The sequence below is a fragment of the Verrucosispora sp. CNZ293 genome (assembly GCF_002754655.1).
Window position 1 is genome coordinate 5,773,570 of record NZ_PEFR01000001.1, and the last position, 22,875, is coordinate 5,796,444.

The window sequence follows — 22,875 nt, forward strand, 5'->3', positions numbered from 1 at the left end:
GTCCTGCATCGATATAGACGCTCCAGAGGAGGATTCAGTTGCGACGAAGGAGCAAACTGACCGCCACCGGACTCGTGCTGGGTCTGGTGCTCGGCGTACCGGCGGCGGCCACGGCCGCACCGGCTGCGCCGACAGCGGCCCCGCCGACCCAGGCCCCGACCGACAGGCCGGACGCCGGCCGCGGTTCCACCACCGTCACCCTGATCACCGGTGACCAGGTCACGGTCACCGCGCGCGGGGCGAGCGTACGCCCGGCCGAGGGCCGCGACGGCATCCGCTTTCTCACCCAGCGGCAGCGGGATCACCTCTGGGTGGTGCCGCAGGACGCCCTGCCGCTGATCCGCGACGGACGGGTCGACCGCCGGCTCTTCGACGTGGCCGGGCTGATCGCCGCCGGCTACGACGACGCGCACCGCGACGACCTGCCCCTGCTCATGACCTACGGGCCGACCGCCCGGCGGGCCGGCACACCCGACGGGGTGACCGTCACCCGTGACCTGGCGGCCATCGGTGGTGTCGCGGCCACCGCGGACAAGCAACGTGCGGGTCAGCTCTGGGCCACGGTCGCCGGTGACGGCGGCGCCCGGTTCGACGCGGCGGGGGGTGTCGAGCGGATCTGGCTCGACGGCCGGCGGCAGCTGACGTTGGAACACAGCGTGCCGCAGATCGGGGCGCCCGCTGCCCACCAGGCCGGCTTCACCGGTCAGGGGGTGCGCGTAGCGGTGCTGGACACCGGTGTCGACGCCGCGCATCCCGACCTCACCGGCCGGGTCGCCGAGTCGAGGAACTTCACCGAGGAGGAGAACCCGGGTGACATCGTGGGGCACGGCACCCACGTCGCCTCGATCATCGCGGGCAGCGGCGCCGCCTCGGACGGCCGCAACCAGGGCGTGGCACCCGATGCCACAGTGCTCTCCGGCAAGGTCTGCGAGGAGTACGGGTGCACCGAGTCGGCCATCCTGGCAGGCATGCAGTGGGCCGCCACCGAGGCCGAGGCCGACGTGGTGAACCTCAGCCTGGGCGGGGCGGACACGCCGGAGGTCGATCCGCTCGAGGAGGCGGTGAACACGCTCACCGAGCAGACCGGTGCCCTCTTCGTGATCTCCGCCGGCAACTCCGGGCGGGCCGGCACGGTCGGCTCACCGGCCAGCGCCGACGCCGCGCTCGCCGTCGGCGCGGTCGACCGGGACGACCAGCTCGCCGACTTCTCCAGCCAGGGCCCGAGGGTCGGTGACGACGCCCTCAAGCCGGAGATCACCGCCCCGGGAGTGGACATCGTGGCCGCCCGGGGGGAGGGCACACAGCTCGGTGAACCGGTCGGCGACCAGTACGTCTCGCTCTCCGGCACCTCGATGTCGGCACCACACGTGGCCGGGGCGGCGGCGCTGCTCGCCCAGCAGCACACCGACGCGACGGCGGAGCGGCTCAAGGCCACCCTGATGGCCTCGGCCCGGCCGCATCCGGACCTGACCGCGTACCAGCAGGGTGCCGGCCGGGTCGACGTGGCACGTGCCATCACCCAGTCGGTGGTCAGCGAGCCGGCGAGCGTCTCGTTCGGCCGCACGCTCTGGCCGCACGCCGACGACGAACCCATCCAACGCGAGGTGACCTGGCGCAACACCGGCACCACGGCGCTCACCCTGGACCTCAGCATCGAGGCCACCGGCCCGGACGGCGAACCCGCCCCGACCGGAGTGTTCACGCTCGGTGCGGAGCAGGTCCAGGTGCCGGCCGGTGGTACCGCGTCCGCCACGGTCACCGTCGACACAAGCGTCGACAGCCCGGACGGCCACTACACCGGCCGGGTGGTCGCCCGCGCGGGCGACCTGGTGGCGATCACGCCGGTGGCGGTACACAAGGAGGTGGAGAGCTACACGTTGACCCTGCGCCACCTGAGCCGCGAGGGTGCCGTGCCGGACGAGTACGCGACCTTCCTGCTCGGGCTGGACGACTTCACCGACATCTTCGTGTCCGACCCGGACGGCACCGCCGAGGTGCGGGTGCCCAAGGGGCGGTACGGGCTGGCCAGCTTCCTGTTCGACGAGGCCAGCGAGGAACTGGTGCTGATGACTCAGCCGGAACTGGTGGTGGAGTCGGACGCCGAGACCGTGGTGGACGCGCGTACGGCGAAGCCGGTGCGGATGACCGTGCCGGACCGCTCGGCGACGCCGGCGCTTGTCGCTGTCGACGCGTACTTCCTGTTCGACGAGGGGTTGGCCGGGTTCGGTGCGGTCGCCGACGACTTCGGTGGGCTGTTCACCGGACAGCTCGGCGGGCGGACTGCGGCAGACCACTTCTTCGCCGTGTTCAGCAGCCAGTTCGCCGACCTGGAGGCGGCCAGCAGCCCGTATCTCTACGCCCTCGCCGAGATGGTGCCGGGCCGGATGCCCGCCGGGTTGACCCGGCACTACCGCAGCAGTGACCTGGCCACCGTCAAGCAGACGTTCCGGGACGGCTATCCGGGCACGCTCGCCGAGCGGATGTCCTTCGCCCTGTTCGAGCCCGACCTGGGCGGCTGGGCGGTCGGGCTGCCTTCCGAGGTACCGGGTCAGCGGGTCGAGTACTACAACACCGGGGCGGTGCGCTGGAGCACCGAGCTGTGGTTCGGTACGCGCAGCGATGACGTGCCCTGGCTCGAACCGGTGGCCGTGCTCTTCTCGGAACCGACGACGTACCGGGCCGGGCGGACCTACCGGGAGGTCTGGAACGGTGCGCCTCACGGACAGTCGTTCCCGGTGCCGCGTTGGCCGGACGACGGCCTGACCCGGCTGGGTGACCTGATCACTCTGTCCGTACCGCTGTACAGCGACGCGGCCGGACACCTGGGCAGTTCGCTGACGGACGCCGGACGTACCGCCCTGTACCGCAACGGCAAACTGGTGAGTGAGTCCGAGGATCCCGGCTGGGGTCAGTTCGAGGTGCCCGCCGGGCCCGCCAGGTACCGGCTGGAGACCTCGGCGAAGCGCTCGGTCAGTGACCTGAGCACGGAGGTCGCCACCACCTGGACCTTCCGGTCCCGGCACGTGCGGGGCGACGACCCGGTCCGGCTGCCCGCCTCCGCGATCCGGTTCGCGCCGCGACTGGACGAGCGGAACGCGGCCCCGGCCGGCCGGGCCTTCGTGATTCCGGTCGCGGTGCAGCGCCAACCGGGCGCACCGGCGGCGAAGACGGCGTCGTTGACCGTCGAGGTCTCCTACGACGGCGGCAAGCGCTGGCAGCGCGCCAAGCTGCGCAAGGCCGGTAGCGGCTGGGAGGCCACCGTGCAGCACCCGCGCGGTGCCGGCCACGTGTCGCTGCGGGCCACCGCCCGCGACGTCGACGGCAACACCGTCACCCAGCGGATCATCCAGGCGTACCGCCTGCGGTGAGCCGTGCCGGTGGGGCGGGCGTGATCACGCCCGTCCCACCGGTGGCTCAGTCGTTTGCGTGCAGGGCGGCGTTCAGTTCGATGCCCCGGCCGGTGCGGGGGCGGGCCTCCAGGGCGCCGGAGACCGAGTTGCGCCAGAACAGCAACCCGTCGACGCCGGAGAGCTCGCGTGCCTTGACGACCCGGCCGTCCGGAAGGCTGATCTTCGAGGCGGCGGTGATGTAGCAACCCGCCTCCACGACACAGTCGTCGCCGAGCGAGATGCCGACACCGGCGTTGGCGCCGACCAGGCTGCGCTCGCCGATGCGTACCTTGTCGGTGCCGCCGCCGGACAGGGTGCCCATGATGGAGGCGCCGCCGCCGATGTCCGAACCGTCACCCACCACCACGCCCTGCACGATGCGCCCCTCGACCATGGAGGCGCCGAGCGTGCCGGCGTTGAAGTTGACGAAGCCCTCGTGCATGACCGTGGTGCCGGAGGCGAGGTGTGCGCCCAGCCGGACCCGGTCGGCGTCGGCGATCCGCACCCCGGCGGGCACCACGTAGTCGGTCATCCGGGGGAACTTGTCCACCCCGTACACGCCGAGATGACGGCCGGCGGCCCGCTCGATGACGCGCAGCTCGTCCACCCGCTCCGGCGGGCAGGGCCCGGCCGAGGTCCAGGCCACGTTCGCCAACCTGCCGAAGATGCCGTCGAGGTTGATCTCGTTGGGGCGCACCAGGCGGTGGGAGAGCAGGTGCAACCGCAGGTACGCGTCCGCCGCGTCCTTGATCGGGTCGTCCAGCGAACCGATCACGGTGACCACCTGGACGGTACGCAGACCCGGCAGGGCCCGCTCACCGATCGCGCCGGGCGGCAGGTCGAGCACGTCTGCCTCGTCCTCGCCGGCCACCAGCGGCAGGTCACCGAGGCCCAGCTTGCCGGTCGGGTACCAGGTGTCGAGTACCTGGTCCTCGGCGGTGACGGTGGCCAGGCCGATGCCCCACGCGGATTGTGTGGACGTCACTTACTCACCCCTTGCTTCCCATCTGGGCTGGCTGCTGCTCGCGACCGCGGGGCTCGCACGCGCACTCCCGCTTCGCCGAAGGGCTCGCGTCTCGCGGTCGCCGGTTGTGACGGTACCGTGCGGACCATGGAGAACCCGCTTACCCCCGAGGTCCTCGCCGATCCGGTGGCGTTGACCCGCGCGCTTGTCGACATCGAGTCCGTGTCTCTCAACGAGAAGGCCATCGCCGACTGCGTGGAGGAGGTTCTGCGGGTGGTTCCGCACCTGACCACCTACCGGCACGGCAACACGGTGATGGCCCGTACCGACCTGGGTCGGGCCTCGCGGGTGGTGCTGGCCGGCCATCTGGACACCGTGCCGCTGAACAACAACTTCCCGTCGACCCTGCGTGGCGACCTGATATACGGCTGCGGCACCTCGGACATGAAGTCCGGGGTGGCCTTCGCGCTGCACCTCGCGACGACCCTGCCCGAGCCGCGCTACGACGTGACGTACTTCTTCTACGAGGCCGAGGAGATCGAGTCGAGGTACAACGGGCTGCACCTGGTCGCGCAGGCGCACCCGGACTGGCTGGAGGCCGACTTCGCCCTGCTGCTGGAGCCGACGTACGGCATCGTCGAGGCCGGCTGCCAGGGCACCATGCGGGCCGAGGTGGTGACCACAGGCGTCCGGGCCCACTCGGCCCGGTCCTGGCACGGGGTCAACGCGGTGCACGGCGCGGGTGAGGTGCTCCGCCGCCTGTCGACCTACCAGGCCCGGCGGGTGACCATCGACGGGTGCGAGTACCGGGAGGGCATGAACGCGACCCGCATCCACGGCGGGGTCGCCGGTAACGTGGTGCCGGACCGGTGCGAGATCGAGGTGAACTACCGCTTCGCGCCGGACCGTACGCCGGCCGAGGCCGAGGCGCACCTGCGCGAGGTCTTCGCGGACTACGAGCTGACGGTGACCGACTGCGCGGCCGGTGCGCTGCCCGGACTGGAGGCCGCCCCCGCGCGGGAGTTCGTGGCGGCGGTGGGTGCCGCTCCCATCGGCAAGCTGGGCTGGACCGACGTGGCCCGGTTCGCGGCGATGGGGATCCCGGCGCTGAACTTCGGACCGGGGGATCCGAACCTGGCCCACCACCCGGACGAGCACGTCGAGATCGGCAAGATCCGTGACGGAGCGGCGACGCTGCACCGTTGGCTCGCCCCGGCCTGACCACCGGCGGCGTGACCGAGGCGTTCGGCAGCGGTCAGACGGCGGTCAGGTGGGACTCGGTGCCGGGGTCGACAGGTGGTTCGGGTGGATTCTCGAGCAGGCGGCTGCGGCGACGCTCGGCCACCACGTCGCGGATGCGCCGCTGCATCTGGCGGCGAATCCGGATCCGTTCGTTGTTGTTGATCACGCTGTCTCCTCCCCCGAAGCCCGCGCGCCGGGGCATACCCGGTATGTGAATAGTAAGACGTACGGGGAAGCGATTTGGTTGCACAAGATCACAAAGTGTTTGCCAGGTTCTCCGGTCCCACTCCACTACGGTTGCTTGCATGACCCAGAGCAACGGGCGCGAACGAGGACAGGAGCGGCATCGCGGCGCCGTCACATTCCGTCGCCAGTCGATCACAAGTAGCACCGCGGACCAACGTCTGCTGGACTCCCGCGCGCGGGCCGACTGGAAGACCAAGGACGCCTGGCGGGCACTGCGCATCCTCTCCGAGTTCGTGGAGGGCTTCGACACCCTCGCCGACCTGCCGCCGGCGGTAAGTGTCTTCGGCTCGGCGCGCAGCAAGCCGGACAGCCCCGAGTGTCAGCTCGCCGAGGCGCTGGGCGCGGCACTGGCCCGCGCCGGTTACGCGGTGATCACCGGAGGCGGCCCCGGCGTGATGGAGGCGGCCAACCGGGGAGCGAGCGAGGCCGGCGGCCACTCCGTCGGCCTCGGCATCGAACTCCCCTTCGAACAGGGCATCAACGAGTGGGTCGACCTGGCCATCGACTTCCGCTACTTCTTCGCCCGCAAGACCATGTTCGTCAAGTACGCCCAGGCGTTCGTGGTGCTGCCCGGCGGCTTCGGCACCATGGACGAACTCTTCGAGGCGCTCACCCTGGTGCAGACCGGGAAGGTCACCCGGTTCCCGGTGGTGCTGATGGGCGCGGACTACTGGCAGGGCCTGCTCGACTGGTTGCGGGACACGATGGCCGCGGAAGGCAAGATCGGTCCGGTCGACCTGGAGCTGATCTGTGTCACCGACGACGTCGCCGCTGCAGTTCGGCACATCGTCGAGGCCGAGGCCGCCCTCAATGTCGAGCAGGAGGCCGTACGCGAGGAGGCGGTCGCCCAGGCCGCCGCGGACCAGCAGGCCGCCGCCGACGGGTCGGCCACGACCGACGGCCCCGCGGGGCGCTGACCGGTGGCCGCGATCTGCGTGTTCTGCGCCTCCTCCCGCACGCTCGACAAGCGCTGGCTGGACCTGGCTGCCGACACCGGTGCGCAGCTTGCGCGACGCGGGCACACACTGGTCAGCGGCGGCGGCTGCGTCGGGATGATGGGTGCGCTCGTCAACGGCGCCCGCTCGGCGGGAGGTCGCACCATCGGCGTCATACCGCAGGCGCTCGTGGACCTGGAGGTCGCCGACCTCGACTCCGACGAACTGCTTGTCACCGACTCGATGGCCAGCCGGAAGATCTTGATGATCGAGAAGTCGGACGCCTTCCTCACCCTGGCCGGCGGGCTCGGCACGCTCGACGAACTCTTCGAGGTCTGGACCACCGCGACGCTCGCCCTGCACCACAAGCCGATGGTGCTTGTCGACACCGACGGCTTCTACGACCCGCTGCTGGGCTGGCTGCGTAACCTGACCGACCAGGCGTTCCTCAAACCCGCCGGCTTCGACCTGCTCCGGTCGGTCGACACCGTCTCCAGTGCTCTCGACCTGATCGAATCCCGCCTCACCTGAACCCACCCGACGGCGGCTCGGCCCTGGTCGCCCCCGCCTCCGGTCCGCCACCTGCACCGCTCAGCCCACGGCGAACCGGCCCGGCACGTGATCGACTCGGGATACGGTGTGTTGGACTTTCCCGCCGGGCGGTGGCCCCACCTTGCCGCATGTCGAGCGTCCGGTGTCGGCCGAGGCGGGTGTGGCGCGTCGAGCGCTGTCGCAGGGCCGTGATGGGATGGCGGGATGCAGGCGTACCGGTTGGTGCGTCGGCCCGCCGGGCCGACCGAGGGGAGCGGCCCGTCCACCGGGCCGCCCTCGGACGCCCCGCATCCGGACCCCGTGCCGGATCACACCGCACCGGACCGGGCTACGCCGGGCCGGGCCGACCAGGACCGGATCGCGTCGAGTCACAGCGCGCCGGATCACGCCGTGCCCGGCCAGGCACGGCCTGCTCACGCTGTGTCGGGCCAAGAACGGCCTGGTCACGCCGGGCCGGGCGAGGAACGCCCAGGTCATGCCGCGCCGGACCCTGTCGACCCGGCGGGTGCTGCGCCTGGCTCGGTCGCTGCGCCTGTCGACCCGCGACAGGCAGAGATCGTCGCGCACACCGGCGGTCCGATGCTCGTCCTGGGTGGACCGGGCACCGGGAAGACCCGGACGCTCGTCGAGGCGGTCACCGCCCGGATCACCGAGGGGGTCGACCCGGAGCGGATCCTGGTGCTCACCTTCAGCCGCCGAGGCGCCGCGGACCTGCGGCACCGGATCGAGGCGCGGGTCGCCGCGACCGGCCAGCGGGTGCTGCGCGAGCCGCTGGTGCGCACGTTTCCCGCGTACGCCTTCGGCCTGCTGCGGCGGGCCGCCGCCGAACGCGGTGAGCCGTCACCCCGGCTGCTGACCGGACCGGAGCAGGATCTGATCATCCGTGAGCTGCTGGACGTCGTCGGTGCGGAGCCGGACGCGGAGCCTGACGACGATCCGGTCGGTTGGCCTACCGACCTGCGGCCGGCCCTGCGCACCCGGGCCTTCGCCGCGCAACTGCGAGACCTGCTGATGCGTGCCGCCGAGCGTGGGGTGGGTCCGGTCGAGCTGGCCAGGCTCGGTGACCGGCTCGGTCGTGCCGACTGGCCGGCCGCCGCCCGGTTCCTGCGGCAGTACGTCGCCGTGCTGGCCCTGCGGGACGTGGCCAACCGGGGCTCGGTCGCCTACGACCCGGCCGAACTGGTCCGGGCGGCCACCGGGATGCTGCGCGACGATCCGGAGCTGCTCGCCGCCGAGCGGCGTCGGCTGGCCCATGTCTACGTCGACGAGCTGGCCGACACCGACCCCGCCCAGTTGGAGCTGCTGGACACGGTGGCCGGCGGTGGGCTTCCCCTTGTCGCGTTCGCCGATCCCGACTCCTCCACGTACGCCTTCCGGGGCGCCGACCCGGGTGGTGTCACGGCCTTCCCGCACCGGTTCCGCACCGCCTCCGGCGCTCCGGCCGCTCAGGTGCTGCTGACCACCAGCTACCGGGCGGGCGAGCGGTTGCTGGCCGCCACCACCCGGCTCGCCCGACGGCTGCGCGGGCCGGCCGCGCACCGGCGGCTGCGTCCGCTGCCGGGGACTGCGCCGGGCGCGGTGGAGGTACGCACGTTCTCCTCGACCACGAGTGAGGCGGCCTGGCTGGCGCACGCGTTGCGGGCCGCGCACCTGCTCGACGGCGTGCCGTGGGCGCGGATGGCGGTGCTGGTCCGGTCCACCGCCCGGCAGCTGCCCGGGCTGCGGCGGGCGCTGCATGCCGCCGGTGTACCGACGGTGGTGCACGGCGAGGATCTACCACTGCATCTGCAACCGGCGGTCGCGCCGCTGCTGCTCCTGTTGCGTTGCGCGCTGGAGCCGGAGCGGCTAGACGAGGAGGCCGCTGTCGCATTGCTGCACTCACCGCTGGGCGGGGCCGACCCGTTGGCGGAGCGGCGGCTGCGGCAGGGGCTCCGGGCCCTCGCCCTGGCCCGGGGCGACCGGCGACCCTCCGGCGAGCTGATCGTCGAGGCGTTGCGCGACCCGGCGGAGTTGGCCGGGATCGAGCGGCGGTGGGCCGAGCCGGCCCAGACGGTGGCCGGGCTGCTCGCCGTCGCCGGGGAGGCGGCCGGTCGGCCGAGCGCCACAGCCGAGGAGGTCCTCTGGGCCGTCTGGCGGGCCAGCGGCCTGGGCGAGCTGTGGTCGGCCGCGCTGACCCGGGGGCCCGCCGTGGCCGGCGAGGGTGACCTCGCCCGGCGTCGCCGGGCCGAGGCCGCCGACCGTGACCTGGACGCCGTGCTTGTCCTCTTCGACGCTGCCGCCCGGTTCACCGACCGGCTGCCGGGCGCGCGTACCGAGGTGTTCCTCGACCACGTGCTCGGTCAGGAACTCCCGGCTGACACGCTCGCGCCGACCGCCGACCGGGGTGACGCCGTGCGGCTGCTCACCGCGCACGCCGCCAAGGGACTGGAGTGGGACCTGGTCGCGGTGGCCGGGGTACAGGAGGGCGTCTGGCCGGACCTACGGTTGCGCGGCAGCCTGCTCGGCTCGGAGCGCCTGGTCGACGTGCTGGCGGGCCGGGGGGACGGCTCGGCCGCGGTGGCCACCGTGGTCGGGCAGACCTCGGCGCTGCTCGACGAGGAGCGGCGGCTGTTCCACGTCGCGGTGACCCGCGCCCGGCGGCGGCTGCTGGTCAGCGCGGTCGCCTCCGCATCGGTCGGCGGCGACGACCACGAGGAGCAACCCAGCCGGTTCCTCTACGAACTGGGCCCCACCGACGACCCGGGTGCCTCCGGTCCGCCACCACGGTCCCGGCCGCCGGACGAGCCGCTGCCCACCGGGACGCCGGCCGATCACCTCCCGGAGGATGACGGTCCGGGGGACACCACCGAGGCTGGACCGGCCGGACCGGGCCGGCTGCCGTTGAGCCGGCCGCCCCGGGCGCTCACGCTGCCCGCGCTGGTGGCGGAGTTGCGTACCGCGGTGGCCGATCCGGCGGCGCCTGTCGCCCGGCGGCGCGCGGCGGCGGCGGAGTTGGCCCGGCTGGCCGCCGCCGGGGTGTCCGGCGCGCATCCCGACGACTGGTGGGGGCTGCGTCCCCTGTCGGACGATCGGCCCCTGGTCGACGACGGCGAACCGGTCCGGGTGACCCCCTCGGGGATGGAGAGCGCGCTGCGGTGCAGCCTGCGCTGGCTGCTGGAACGGCACGGCGGCAGCGCGCCGGCAAGCACTGCGCAGGGCGTAGGCAACCTGGTGCACGCGGCGGCGATGCTCGCCGAGGACGCCCGCGCCGACCGGGAGACGCTGCTGGAGTACGTGGCCGCCCGCTTCGACGCGATTGAGCTGGCCGCACGCTGGATGGTCGGCCCGGAGCAGGCCCGCGCCGAGGCGATGGTTGACAAGCTGCTCCGCTGGCTCGCCGCCAATCCGCGCCGGCTGCTCGCCATCGAACACGAATTCGCGGTACGCCTCGACGACCCGCACCGGCCGGTCGAGCTGACCGGCCGGGTGGACCGGCTGGAGATCGACGCGGACGGCCGGCTGGTGGTTGTCGACCTCAAGACCGGCAAGTCCACGGCTGTCACCGAGGGTGAGGTGGCCGAGCATCCGCAGTTGGGCGCGTACCAGGCGGCGGTGGCGGCGGGTGCGTTCGCCGAGTTCGGCGAGGAGCCCGGCGGAGCGGCGTTGGTGCAGCTGGGCACCGGTGCGAAGGATGCCCGGGAGCAGGCCCAGCCGCCGGCCACCGACGGTCCGGAGGCCGGTTGGGCGACCGCGCTGGTCCGGCGTACCGCCGACACGATGGCCGCCTCGACCTTCGCGGCGGTCGCCAACTCGAAATGCCGGGTCTGCCCGGTGCGCAGCAGTTGCCCGGTGTCCGGTCAGGGCCGGCAGGTGGTCGAACCATGACCCAGCCCACCCTGTTCGAGCCGGTTCCACCGGCGCCCCGGGCCGCCGACGCCGGTCCCCGGTACACGCCTGTGGAGCTGGCGAAGCTGCTCCGCCTGCCGGCGCCGACCCGGGAACAGGCAGCGATCATCGCCGCGCCGGTGGAGCCGCTGCTGGTGGTCGCCGGTGCGGGCTCGGGCAAGACCGAGACGATGGCCGCCCGGGTGGTGTGGTTGGTGGCCAACTCGTACGTCCGGCCGGAGCAGGTGCTCGGCCTCACCTTCACCCGCAAGGCGGCCGGTGAGCTGGCGCACCGGGTACGCGTCCGACTCGATCAACTGGTCCGTCGGTTGGGCCGGCGCGACCGGAACCCGCTCGACGACCCGCTCGCCGGTGAGCCGACGGTGGCCACCTACCACTCGTACGCGGGGCGGATCGTCACCGAGCACGGCCTGCGCGCCGGCTACGAGCCGTCCACCCGGCTGCTGACCGAGGCGTCCCGCTGGCAGTTGGTCGACCTGATCGTGCGCAACTACGACGGGGACATGTCCGAGGTGGACCGGATGCCCAGCACCATCACCGACGCGGTGCTGGCGCTCGCCGGCGAGTTGGACGAGCACCTGGTCGACCCGGACGATCTGGCCGCCTGGACCGGCCGGTTCTTCGCCGACGTGCAGTCGCGCCCGGGGCGGATCTACGCCGGGGTACGCAAGGCCCTCACCCTCCAGCAGACCCGGCTGAAGCTACTGCCGCTGGTGCGCGGGTACGCCCGCCGTAAGGACGATTTCGAGGCGATGGACTTCGCCGACCAGCTCGCCCGGGCGGCCCGGGTGGCCCGGGACCATCCCGGCGTGGGTGAGATCGAACGCGGTCGCTACCGGGTGGTGCTGCTCGACGAGTACCAGGACACCAGCCACGCCCAGGTGGTGCTGCTCGGCGCGTTGTTCGGCGGCGGGCACCCGGTGACCGCGGTGGGTGATCCCTGCCAGTCCATCTACGGCTGGCGGGGCGCCAGCGCCGGCACGCTCGACCGCTTCCCGACCGAGTTCGCCCGGGCCGACGGTAGCCCCGCTCGGGTGCTCGGGCTGACCACCAGCTGGCGTAACCGGCCGGAGATCCTCGGGGTGGCGAACGCGCTGGCCACGCCGTTGCGGGCGGCCGGGGCCCGGGTGGCCGAGCTGCACGCCGCGCTCGGCGTCGACGCGCCGATCCCACATCGCAGCCCGCGCGGGGCCGCCGCCGGCACTGTGCACTGCGCGCTGCTGCCGACCTACGCCGACGAGGCCGACTGGATCGCCGACAGCGTGCTGGCCGCCTGGCGGGGTGCGGCCGGCACGCCGGGCGCGCTGCCCGAGCAGATTCCGGTCACCCGACGCCCGACCACCGCGGTGCTGGTCCGAGTGCGGAGCCAGATCCCGGCGATCGCCGCCGCGCTGCGTGAGCGCGGTCTGCCGGTCGAGGTGGTCGGGCTCGGTGGGCTGCTGGACACCCCGGAGGTACGTGACGTGGTCTGCACCCTGCGGGTGCTGGCCGATCCGACCGACGGGGCCGCGCTGCTGCGGCTGCTGACCGGCGCCCGGTGGCGGATCGGGCCGCGGGACCTGGTGGCGCTGCACCGTCGGGCGAGGAGCATCGCGGCGGCCCGCCGCCGACTCGCCGACGACGGCGCCCCGGAGATCACCCCCGATCGCCTTGACGAGGCGACCCTGGTGGAGGCGCTCGCCGACCTGGGGCCCGCGCAGGCGTACTCGGCCGAGGGGTACGCGCGGCTGCGCGGGTACGCCCGGGAACTGGGCCTGCTCCGCTACCGGCTGGACCAGTCGTTGCCGGAGCTGATCGCGGACGTGGAGCGGACCACGGGCCTGGACGTGGAGGTGGCGGTACGGGCCGGTCGCGACGGTGCCGGCGACGCCGGCCTGGCCCGGGGGCACCTCGACGCGTTGGGTGACGTGGCCGCCCGGTTCAGCGGGGAGTCACCGGCCGCCACGCTCGCCGGCTTCCTGGCCTATCTCGCCGCCGCCGAGGACGAGGAGCGCGGGCTCGCGCCGGGCGAGGTGGAGGTGGTCGAGGGGGCGGTGCAGATCCTCACCGCACACGCCGCCAAGGGACTGGAGTGGGACGTGGTGGCGGTGGCCGGGCTGTGTCGGGGGGTCTGGCCGGGCCCGGTCCGCAACTCGGACCACTGGCTCGGCGGCCTGGGCGTGCTGCCGTTCCCGCTGCGGGGAGACGCCGACGGGCTGCCGGAGTTGGCCCTGGCCGAGGCGGACGACCAGCGTGGTGTGGCTCGGGCGGTGGAGGATTTCACGGACGCCTGGCGGGCCCACGACGAGCGGGAGGAACGGCGGCTGGCGTACGTGGCGGTGACCCGGCCTCGTCGCCTGCTGCTCTGTTCCGGTCACTGGTGGGGCGAGGGCACCAAACGGCCGCGCGGGCCGTCGGCGCTGCTCCGCGAGGTGTACGACGCCTGCCTGGACGCCGACGCCGGCCACCTGGTGGACGAGTGGACTCCGGAGCCGGCACCGGACGCGGTGAACCCGACCACCGAGGTGGTGCTGCGGGCCGAGTGGCCGGCGGATCCGCTCGGCCCCCGCCGTCCGATGTTGGCCGAGGCGGCGGCGCTGGTTCGCCGCTTCCTGACCGACGGTGACGGCGACGGTGGACGACCGGAGGACGCGGCCGACGCGGATCCGGAGGTGACCCGGTGGCGGCGGGAGGCCGATCTGCTGCTGGCCGAGCGGGCGGAGTTGAGCCGGCTCTCCGGTCCGGTCGAGGTGTCGCTGCCGGAACATCTGTCGGTGACGCAACTCGTCGCGTTGCGTCGGGATCCGGCCGGGCTGGCCCGGGCGCTACGTCGCCCGATGCCGACGGAGCCCAACCCGTACGCCCGCCGGGGCACCGCCTTCCACACCTGGCTGGAGCAGCGGTTCGGCGCGGACCGGTTGCTCGACACCGACGAGCTGCCGGGGGCGGCGGACGCCGACGCGGCGCCGGACGAGGAGTTGGCCGAGCTTCAACGGCGCTTCCTGGCCAGCGAGTGGGCGGACCGTACCCCGATCGAGGTGGAGGTGCCGTTCGCGACGGTGATCGGCGGCGTGGTGGTACGCGGCCGGATGGACGCCGTGTTCCGCCGTCCCGGCGACCGCTTCGACGTGGTCGACTGGAAGACCGGCGCCCGGCCGGACGGCACCGCCGCCGAGGTGGCGGCGGTGCAGTTGGCGGTCTATCGGCTGGCCTGGGCGGAACTGGCCGGCGTGCCGGTCGACCGGGTCGGCGCGGCGTTCCACTACGTGCGCGACGGGGTCACCGTCCGCCCGGCTGACCTGCTCGACGTCGACGGGCTGACCGCGTTGATCAGATCGGTTCCCGAGTCGACGTGAGGTACTGGCGTCGCGCCGGATCCGTGGTAGGGTTCCCCCGTTGCAGTTTCGGTTACCAGCTCTGTTAGCGCCTGGCGGAATGTGGCCCCAGGCGCTCTTTGTTATGTCCGGACTTCTCCGGGCGGGGCGACCAGCAGCGACAGGCGTTCCGGGCAGGTACGTCCGGAACAATCCTCTTTCAACTCCGCAACAGGTGCGGAGTTGACGTTCCGTCAAGGAGACGAAACAAGCATGGCTATTGGCACCGTCAAGTGGTTCAACGCTGACAAGGGCTTCGGCTTCATCACCCCGGACGGCGGCGGCGCGGACGTCTTCGCCCACTTCTCGGCGATCCAGTCCTCCGGCTACCGCAGCCTCGACGAGAACCAGCGGGTGGAGTTCGAGGTCGTGCAGGGCCAGAAGGGCCCGCAGGCGGAGAACATCCGTCCGATCTGACCTCCGGTCACCCGGTGTCGGCCGGGTCGCCGCCGTGCCTTGCGCATCGGTGGCGGCCCGGCCGTCCGTGTTTCCGGCGGTCACGGCCGGTCCTCCGCCCACGCGTCGCGGCCCGCTCCGACCAGCGCCGCAATCCTGAGTCGGTAATCAGCATTTCGGCCGTCGGGTGGGCGACTGTCTTCCTCGCCCGGCTCCGGAACGCTGGCCGCGGGGGACGAGCCGGGGGGCTCGTGTCGGGTGCGGGGGAGGACTACCGATGGTGGGTTCGGCGGCGCGTGAGCTGCTTCTGGTGCTCGCGGTGGCGGCAGTAGGGCTGCTACTGGCCACCGCCCTGGCGTTCGCGCCCTGGCCGGTCACGCCGGGCGGCTCGGCTCCGTCCGGTCTGGTGGATCTGCACGGACCGGTACCTACCGACCGCACCAGCAGCGCGTCCGGCTGACCGGGCGCGCTCAGCTGTCGTTCGTCGCACCGCCCCGACCGCTTGGCGCTTCCTCGCGCGCAGGCACCGGCGGGCGCGGTGAGACGTTAGGGTCGGATCCGTGCCGACCCGCAGAGCGAGAATCCCAGCGACGAGGTATCCGGTCGAACGGTTCACCCTCGACAACGGCCTACGGGTCGTCCTGACCCCCGATCGGAGTGCCCCGGTCATCGGGGTGGCAGTCGTCTACGACGTCGGCATCCGTTCCGAGCCGGAGGGGCGTACCGGCTTCGCCCATCTCTTCGAGCACCTGATGTTCCAGGGCTCGGAGAATCTGGAGAAGCTCGCCCACTTCCGGTACGTGCAGGGTGCCGGTGGCACCTTCAACGGCTCCACCCACCTGGACTACACCGACTACTTCGAGACCCTGCCGAGCAACGCCCTGGAGCGGGCGCTGTTCCTGGAGGCCGACCGGATGCGCGGTCCCCGGCTGACCGAGGAGAACCTGCGTAACCAGGTCGACGTGGTCAAGGAGGAGATCCGGGTCAACGTGCTCAACCGGCCGTACGGCGGGTTCCCCTGGTTGACCCTGCCGCCGGTGCTCTTCGACACCTTCCCGAACGCGCACGACGGGTACGGCTCCTTCGACGATCTGGAGTCGGCCACCGTCGCCGACGCCGCCGACTTCTTCCGGCGGTACTACGCCAGCGGCAACGCGGTGCTCGCGGTCAGCGGGGACATCGACACCGCCGAGGCGGTGACGCTCATCGAGCGGCACTTCGGCGACGTGCCGGCCCGCCCGGCACCCGACCGGCCGGACTTCGCCGAGCCGGACCTGACCGTCGAGCGGCGCACCGCGTACGCCGACCAGTTGGCTCCGCTGCCGGCGGTGGCGTCGGCGTGGCGGGTGCCCGACCCGGTCGACGACTTCGCCGCCTACCTGCCGTACGTGGTGCTGGCCGAGGTGCTCACCGACGGTGACGCGTCCCGGTTGGTGGAGCGGCTTGTGCACCGGGACCGTGCGGTGACCACCGTCGGTGGCTACCTCGGCATCATGGGAGACCCGTTCGACGTGCGCGACCCGACCGCGCTGCTGCTCCAGGCGCACCTGCCGCCCGGCGGTGATGTCGACAAGGTGTTGCGCACCCTGGACGAGGAGTTGGACCGGCTCGCCCAGGACGGGCTCGCCGACGGCGAGTTGGCCCGTACCCAGGCGCGGATGGCGACCCACCTGCTGCGCGACACCGATGCGGTGCTCGGCCGGGCGCTGCGGATGGCGGTGCTGGAGCAGCAGCGCGGCGAACCGGGGCTGCTCGGCGAGTTGCCCAGCCTGATCGGTGAGGTCACCGAAGAGCAGGTCCGGGCCGCCGCGGCCACCCTGCGCCCGGAGCGCCGCGCGTCCGTCGAGGTGGTCCCCGGAGGAGGTGGGTCCCGGTGAGTGCGAGGAGTGAGCCGGGTTTGCGAGCCCCGCAGTCGCGAACGAAAGGTGGGTCCCGGTGAGTGCGACCGCGCCGCGACGACAGTTGCCGCCACTGGGCCCGACCCGCCGACTCAAGCTGCCCCGGCAGGCCGAGCGCACGCTCGCCAACGGGCTCACCGTCATCGTGGTACGTCGACCTGCGGTCCCGTTGGTGGAGCTGCGGCTCTGGATGCCCTTCGGCCGGGTCAACCTGGCCCGGGGCCACCTGCTCACGCAGACCCTGCTCTCCGGCACGGAGACGATGAGCAGCGTGCAGATCGCCGCGGAGTTGCAGAAGATCGGCGGCGGACTCTCCGCCGGGCTTGACCCGGACCGGCTGATGATCTCCGGTGCTGGTCTGGCCACCGGGCTGGACCGGATGCTGGAGCTTCTCGCGGAGGTCCTCACCGGCGCGAACTATCCGACCGGATGGGTGGGCGTCGAGCGGGACCGGCTCGTCGACGGCATTCAGGTCGCCCGGAGCCAGCCGGGGCACCTGGTCCGTACGGCGCTGCTCCGGCGGATCTTCGGCCGGCATCCGTACTCTGTGCAGACACCGGATCCGGAGCAGGTCAGGGCCGTGCGTCCGGCGGCGTTGCGGTCGCTGCACGCCCAGCGGGTGCATCCGGCGGGTGCCGTGCTCGTGCTGGTCGGTGACCTACGCCCGGAGCGGGCGTTGGACGCGGCCGAGAAGGCCCTCGGCGGCTGGCACGGTGACGGGCACCCGGCCGAGGTGCCGCCGGCGCCACCGCTGGAACCGGGTCCGTTGTGGCTCGTCGACCGGCCCGGATCGGTGCAGTCGTCGATGCGGGTGGCGTTGCCGGCGGTGCCGCGTACGCATCCGGACCACGCCGCTCTGCAGTTGGCCAATCTGGTCTTCGGTGGTTACTTCTCCTCCCGGTGGGTGGAGAACATCCGGGAGGACAAGGGCTACACGTACGGTCCGCACTCGCTGATCGAGCACTCGGTGGCTGGTTCGGTGCTGGTGGCCGCCGCCGACGTGGCCACCGAGGTCACCGCACCGGCACTGCTGGAGACGACGTACGAGCTGGGTCGGCTCGCCACCGTGCCACCCGCCGTGGACGAGTTGGAGCAGGCCCGGCAGTACGCCCTCGGCACGCTCCAACTCGGCATCTCCACTCAGGCCGGGCTGGCGTCGCTGGTCAGCGCGTACGCCGGCAACGGGCTGCGGCTGGACTTCCTGGCCGAACACGCGGCCCGGCTGGCGAAGGTGCGGGTCGACGACGTCACCGAGGTGGCGGCTCGCTATCTCGCCCCGTCCCGAGCGGTCACTGTGGTGCTCGGTGACGCCGAGCGGATCGCCGCGTCGCTGGCCACGCTGGCCCCGGTCGAGACCGCCCCTGTTCCGTGAAGCGGGTACGTCATCGTGGTCGTGCGGTGCTACCTCACGTCGGCGACCGTCGCGGCGGAGCGCGGTCATGAGCGGCTGTGGGGAGAGCAGCCCACCGTTGGCCCGTTCCACGCTGGACCGCGCGGCGCACCGGCGCACCGACCCGCAGTGGTTGGCCCAGGCTTGGGTCGGGGCGCGGGTGCTGATCCTGGACGTCGAGGCAGGTGGGCGGGCCCTGATCCGTACCGACACCGAGGTGCCCGAGCTGGTGCTGGTGGCTGCCGACGAACTGCCGCCGGCGCTCGCCGCCGACGCGATGTTCCTCGGTGTCGAGCCGGACGGCGCGTCGGTCTTCTGCGTGCACAGTGCGCTGCCGACGGTGCCGCAGACCCGACCGGCCCACCTGCGGGACGTCGGGCATCTGCTCAGCGACCGGGACGCCGGGCTGTTCACCACCGCGCTGGCGTTGACCAACTGGCACCTGCGCCATCTCTACCATCCGGTCACGGGTGAGCCGACCCGGGCGGACGAGGCCGGCTGGACCCGGGTGGACCGGACCGGCGAGCGGGTGTGGCCGCGTACCGACCCCGCGATGATCGTGCTCGTGCACGACGGGGTCGACGGCGTCGAGGGCCGGTGTCTGCTCGGCAACAACGCCACCTGGCCCAGCACGAAGGGCCGGCGACGGTTCTCCTGCCTGGCCGGCTATCTGGAGCCGGGCGAGTCGGCCGAGGCCGCGGTGCTGCGCGAGGTCCGCGAGGAGGTCGGCGTCGAGGTCTCCGACATCAGGTACGCGGGCAGCCAGGCGTGGCCGTTCCCCGGCTCGCTGATGCTCGGCTTCCTGGCCACCGCCGACCCGGTGCAACCGCTGCGGCTCGATCCCACCGAGATCGCCGAGGCACGTTGGTTCTCCCGGCAGGAGATCGGGGCGGCGCTCGCCGGTCGGCCGGTCGAGGTGGGTGACGCCCGTCTGCTGCTGCCGCCACCCTCGTCGATCGCGCTGTTCCTGGTGGACCGCTGGCTCAACGGGCGCTGCTGACCGGCGGGCTGGAGGCGTTGCGGCCCCGGTCCGTGACCGTCGTTGCCGCGGCGGTCACGGACCGGGGACACGGGCCGTCGTGGTCGGCTGGTGAGGAACACGGCGGGGGAGCCGGTCGACCACGACGGACGTGTGGTGGATCAGGTGCCGGGCCAGCCGGGGGCGGCCCGTTGGTGGCGTCCGTCGTCCAGCGGCAACACCTTGACCCGCTGCTTGCCGGAGCGTACGACCCCCACCGTGGCGATCGCACGGGCCAGCAGCAGCGCGGCGTCGCGGTCGTCGGCGTGGACGACCTGGCGTCGTGGCTCGGGCCGGGCGGTCTCGTCGCGTAGCCGCTGACCCCCGGCCCAGGCGGCGGTGATGTCGGCGTCGGCGGCGGCGCGAATCTCGGTGCGAACGATCAGGAACCGCATGTGGGTCTCCGGATGTGTCGCGACGGGTGGAACCGTGGAAGTTCCACGTCACTACCCCGCCATCGTACGCCCGCCCAGCGTCCCAGCAAGTGAAACTCGCCCATCGGCTCGCAGCCCCGACCGATCATCCGATCCCTGCTCAGGGTCGCTCGGGAAGACGACGACGGGGCCGCCGGCTCAGCCGGCGGCCCCGCAGGACGTCCGCGTGCCTAGGGCTTGTCGAACTGCCCGTTCACGGCACCGGAGATGAAGCCCTGCCATCCAGCCCGGCCGAACAGCAGCACCGGGCCACCCCGGTCCTTGCTGTCACGCAGCGCCACGGCGGCGGGACCGCTGGACAGTGGCGCGACCTCCACGCAGTTGGAGGTCTGGCTGCGCGTGCTGGTGCGCCAGGGTGCGCCCGCGAGTTGGGCGAGGACGGGCGGCGTGTTGCGGAACTCGTTCATCGTTGCGCTCCTGAGGTGAACCGACGGAACGAGTGGCGTCGCACGTCCCGGTGGCGGACCGGTGGATGGTCACCGTTCCGTCAGGCGCCCGGAGGCTCTGCGGCGTTGGGCCGGCGCCGTTGCCGGACCACCCGCCACAGCGGGCGGGACCGCCGCCACGGACAGCCGTCCCGACGACTCCATCAGCCAGGAGAGGGTGTCCGTTGCGGAGAGTGCCGCCGTGCGTAGCCACTCGAACACCACTTTATAGCGATTTAGGGTGATTACCTCGGTCGACATGACGTCGGTGAAGCCACCTTCGATGGCGAGCGTCTCCGGATCGAGGGGATCGGCGAACCGATAGACCGAGAACGCGGTCGGCGGGAGGTACCACTGGCCGATCGGGGTGTCCCGGGGAAGCACGTGCAGCGTCACGTTCGGCAGCATGGCCAGCTCGCACAGCTGCGCCAACTGCTCACGGAGCACCTCGGGCGGCCCGGCCCGGCGGCCGAGCGCGGACTCCTCCAGCACCGCCGTGTAGCGGGGCGGATCGGTCTCCCGGGTCAGCGCCGACTGTCGCGCCAACCGGGCCCTGATCTCCGTCTCGATCTCGTCGTCGGCCTCCGGAACGCCGGCCGCCTGGTCGACCTGCCAGGCCGAGGAGATCCGCATGCGCGCGTACCCGGTGGTCTGCAACAGCCCCGGTACCAGCACCGGGTTGTACTCGGAGATCTCGGCGCAACCCGCCTCCAGCTCGGCGAAGCCGCGCTGCTGTTGCGTCATGGCCGGATACCTCTTCAACCAACCACGCATGTCCCCGGCTTCGTGAGTGATGCCGAGCAGCTCCAGGCGGAGGGCGTCGTCGACGTGGTACAGGTCGAGCAGATCCCGGACGTCGCCCGGATCAGGCCGACTGCGACCGTTCTCCAGACGGGACAGTTTGGACGCGGAGGCCCAGCCGACTCGTTCGATGACCTGGTCGCCGGTGAGCCCGGCGGCCTCGCGCAGGCGGCGTAGTTCACCACCGAGCCGGCGGCGGCGCAGGATCGGGCTGGGTGAGGCAGGAGGCACTGTGTCCTCTTTTCCGTCGACCGCCGCGGACGCGACGGTAACTGTATGAAATTCGCCCCCCACGGTCAGTATGGACGTCGCGACCGGCGCCGGAGGTACCGGCGGAGGGCGTGTCATCAGAAATACGCAGACCCGACAGCGACTCCGGTCGGCGCGATCCGCGTCGCCGGCTCCGCCGAACCCACCGCCGCCCCGAGCCGCGCCACCGGAGGATCAATGCGCACCGTCCTGAGTCGACCGGACTTCCGCCTGCTCTTCGGTGGGCTGCTGGCCAGCATGACCGCGGAGTCGATTCTGCTGCTGGCGCTCGCCGTCTGGGTCAAGGACCTCACCGGATCGGACGGCCTCGCCGGCGCCACGATCTTCGTCATCCTCGTACCACGCACGCTCGCGCCGCTTGTCGGATGGTTCGTCGACAGGTATCCGCGGCGACCCTTCTTCGTGGTCACCAACCTCGCGACGGCGCTGCTGCTCACCCCCCTGTTCGCGGTCCGCGACGCGGGCGACATGTGGCTCATCTACGCGGTGGCCGCGTCGTACGGGCTGTCGAACATGACAGTCGGGGCGGTGCTCAGCCGCCTGCTCCGGGAACTGGTGCCGCCGGACCTGCTCGGTGAGGCGAACGGGGCCTTGCAGACGGCGCGGCAGGGGCTGCGGTTGATCGGCCCGCTCGCCGGGGCCGGCCTCTACCTGGCGCTCGGCGGCTGGCTGCTGGCCGTGGTCGGGATGGCCGGATTCCTGCTCGCGGCAGTGGTGGTCGGCGCGCCGCGGGTGGTCGCCACGGCCGGCCCGTCGCCCACCCCAAGCTCGTCGCCCACCCCAAGCTCGTCGCCCACCCCAAGCTCGTCGCCCACCCCAAGCTCGTCGCCCACCCCAAGCTCGTCGCCCACCTCAGGCTCGTCGCCCACGTCAGGTGGTTCGCCTGCGCCGCGTCCGTCGCGCGCCGTGCCGGCCGGCGGCGTCGAGCGCCGACCGGGCTGGCCGCAGGAACTGGTCGCCGGACTCCGCCACCTCTCGGGCGAGCGGGCGCTGCGACGGGCACTGCTCGGATACGGCCTCGCGTCGCTGGTGATGGGCTTCACCGAGTCGCTGATCTTCGCGTACGTGGACCGGGGGCTCGGGCGGGACCCGGCGTTCGTGGGCGTGCTCTTCACCGTGCAGGGCATCGGTGGCCTGGTGGGTGGGTTGTTCTCCGCCGCCGTGCTGCGCCGGGTCGGTGAGCTGGGAGCCCTGGCCGTGGGGGTGGCGCTCTTCGGCCCCGCCGCGCTGATGCTGGCGTACCCGAATCTGTGGCTCGGCCTCGCCGCGGTGCTGGTGGCGGGTCTGTCGCTGCCGCTGACCCTGGTCGGGCTGCACACCCTGATCCAGCGGCGGACCCCGCCGGAACTGCTCGGCCGGGTCTCCGCCGCCGCCGAGGCGGCGGTCAGGTGCCCGCAGGCGTTCTCGATCGGCCTGGGTGCGCTGGTCGTGGCCCTGCTCGACTACCGGCTGGTCTTCGCGTCGGTAGGTCTGGCGACCCTGCTCGCCGGCCACTACCTCTGGAATGGGCGCCACCTCAGCCCACCGCCCGGGCCACCGTCACGGCCCCGGCTTCCCACCCAACGCCTCACCCCGGAGGGCGGAAAGGTCGAAGTAGGCGCCCTCGCCCGCACCCCCGACCGCTGACCTGACCCCACCACCCCAAGCCGGCCAGCCGCCCCCCAGAGCCGTCGATCA

General features: G+C 72.6%; 17 protein-coding genes. 12 read left to right on the top strand and 5 right to left on the bottom strand.

Annotation, left to right across the window (positions count from 1 at the left end):
• Positions 1 to 38 precede the first annotated feature (38 nt).
• Positions 39 to 3,368, top strand: coding sequence for a S8 family serine peptidase (locus tag CLT74_RS26355; RefSeq protein ID WP_099849872.1), 3,330 nt, complete (start codon positions 39 to 41; stop codon positions 3,366 to 3,368).
• Between the two features lie 46 nt (positions 3,369 to 3,414).
• Here CLT74_RS26355 and dapD read toward each other — a convergent pair whose 3' ends face one another.
• Positions 3,415 to 4,374 (bottom strand): 2,3,4,5-tetrahydropyridine-2,6-dicarboxylate N-succinyltransferase, encoded by a 960-nt coding sequence (gene dapD / locus CLT74_RS26360; RefSeq protein WP_099849874.1) that lies wholly within the window; start codon positions 4,372 to 4,374, stop codon positions 3,415 to 3,417.
• Positions 4,375 to 4,500: 126 nt separating this feature from the next.
• Between dapD and dapE the strand changes: the two genes are divergently transcribed.
• Positions 4,501 to 5,574: a succinyl-diaminopimelate desuccinylase gene (gene dapE, locus CLT74_RS26365; protein ID WP_099849876.1), complete on the top strand. Its 1,074-nt coding sequence runs from the start codon at positions 4,501 to 4,503 to the stop codon at positions 5,572 to 5,574.
• Positions 5,575 to 5,608: 34 nt separating this feature from the next.
• On the opposite strand, the gene CLT74_RS30920 is transcribed toward dapE, so the two are convergent.
• Positions 5,609 to 5,761 (bottom strand): hypothetical protein, encoded by a 153-nt coding sequence (locus CLT74_RS30920; protein WP_199172265.1) that lies wholly within the window; start codon positions 5,759 to 5,761, stop codon positions 5,609 to 5,611.
• 139 nt (positions 5,762 to 5,900) lie between these two features.
• On the opposite strand from CLT74_RS30920, the gene CLT74_RS26370 reads away from it, so the two are divergent.
• From CLT74_RS26370 to nudC, 9 genes are all read left to right on the top strand, one after another.
• The gene (locus CLT74_RS26370; RefSeq protein WP_099849878.1) at positions 5,901 to 6,758 is read left to right on the top strand and encodes an LOG family protein; all 858 of its coding nucleotides are present in this window, start codon (positions 5,901 to 5,903) and stop codon (positions 6,756 to 6,758) included.
• Between the two features lie 3 nt (positions 6,759 to 6,761).
• Positions 6,762 to 7,307, top strand: a complete 546-nt coding sequence (locus CLT74_RS26375; RefSeq protein ID WP_099849880.1) for a TIGR00730 family Rossman fold protein — start codon at positions 6,762 to 6,764, stop codon at positions 7,305 to 7,307.
• A gap of 600 nt (positions 7,308 to 7,907) precedes the next feature.
• Complete coding sequence (locus CLT74_RS26380; protein ID WP_486582579.1) at positions 7,908 to 11,192, top strand: ATP-dependent DNA helicase; 3,285 nt, start codon at positions 7,908 to 7,910, stop codon at positions 11,190 to 11,192.
• The gene (locus tag CLT74_RS26385) at positions 11,189 to 14,548 is read left to right on the top strand and encodes an ATP-dependent DNA helicase (RefSeq protein ID WP_099849882.1); all 3,360 of its coding nucleotides are present in this window, start codon (positions 11,189 to 11,191) and stop codon (positions 14,546 to 14,548) included. Before CLT74_RS26380 ends, CLT74_RS26385 begins: the two co-directional genes overlap by 4 nt.
• Before the next feature lie 231 nt (positions 14,549 to 14,779).
• Complete coding sequence (locus tag CLT74_RS26390; RefSeq protein ID WP_099849884.1) at positions 14,780 to 14,983, top strand: cold-shock protein; 204 nt, start codon at positions 14,780 to 14,782, stop codon at positions 14,981 to 14,983.
• Between the two features lie 256 nt (positions 14,984 to 15,239).
• Positions 15,240 to 15,422, top strand: coding sequence for a hypothetical protein (locus CLT74_RS26395; protein ID WP_099849886.1), 183 nt, complete (start codon positions 15,240 to 15,242; stop codon positions 15,420 to 15,422).
• A gap of 100 nt (positions 15,423 to 15,522) precedes the next feature.
• On the top strand, positions 15,523 to 16,839 hold the full coding sequence (locus CLT74_RS26400) for a M16 family metallopeptidase (RefSeq protein ID WP_099849888.1): 1,317 nt from the start codon (positions 15,523 to 15,525) through the stop codon (positions 16,837 to 16,839).
• Positions 16,840 to 16,897: 58 nt separating this feature from the next.
• Positions 16,898 to 18,232 (top strand): M16 family metallopeptidase, encoded by a 1,335-nt coding sequence (locus CLT74_RS26405; protein WP_099849890.1) that lies wholly within the window; start codon positions 16,898 to 16,900, stop codon positions 18,230 to 18,232.
• 67 nt (positions 18,233 to 18,299) lie between these two features.
• On the top strand, positions 18,300 to 19,250 hold the full coding sequence (gene nudC, locus CLT74_RS26410) for an NAD(+) diphosphatase (protein WP_099849892.1): 951 nt from the start codon (positions 18,300 to 18,302) through the stop codon (positions 19,248 to 19,250).
• Positions 19,251 to 19,390: 140 nt separating this feature from the next.
• On the opposite strand, the gene CLT74_RS26415 is transcribed toward nudC, so the two are convergent.
• The 3 genes from CLT74_RS26415 to CLT74_RS26425 form a co-directional block, all read right to left on the bottom strand.
• Positions 19,391 to 19,663 carry a hypothetical protein gene (locus CLT74_RS26415; protein ID WP_099849895.1) on the bottom strand — a complete coding sequence of 91 codons (273 nt, stop codon included), beginning with the start codon at positions 19,661 to 19,663 and terminating at the stop codon, positions 19,391 to 19,393.
• Positions 19,664 to 19,872: 209 nt separating this feature from the next.
• Complete coding sequence (locus CLT74_RS26420; protein ID WP_099849897.1) at positions 19,873 to 20,109, bottom strand: DUF397 domain-containing protein; 237 nt, start codon at positions 20,107 to 20,109, stop codon at positions 19,873 to 19,875.
• 69 nt (positions 20,110 to 20,178) lie between these two features.
• Positions 20,179 to 21,159 (bottom strand): Scr1 family TA system antitoxin-like transcriptional regulator, encoded by a 981-nt coding sequence (locus CLT74_RS26425; protein WP_099849899.1) that lies wholly within the window; start codon positions 21,157 to 21,159, stop codon positions 20,179 to 20,181.
• A gap of 216 nt (positions 21,160 to 21,375) precedes the next feature.
• On the opposite strand from CLT74_RS26425, the gene CLT74_RS26430 reads away from it, so the two are divergent.
• A complete protein-coding gene (locus CLT74_RS26430; protein ID WP_099849901.1) occupies positions 21,376 to 22,824 on the top strand; it encodes an MFS transporter in 1,449 nt (482 codons plus the stop codon).
• Positions 22,825 to 22,875 lie beyond the last annotated feature (51 nt).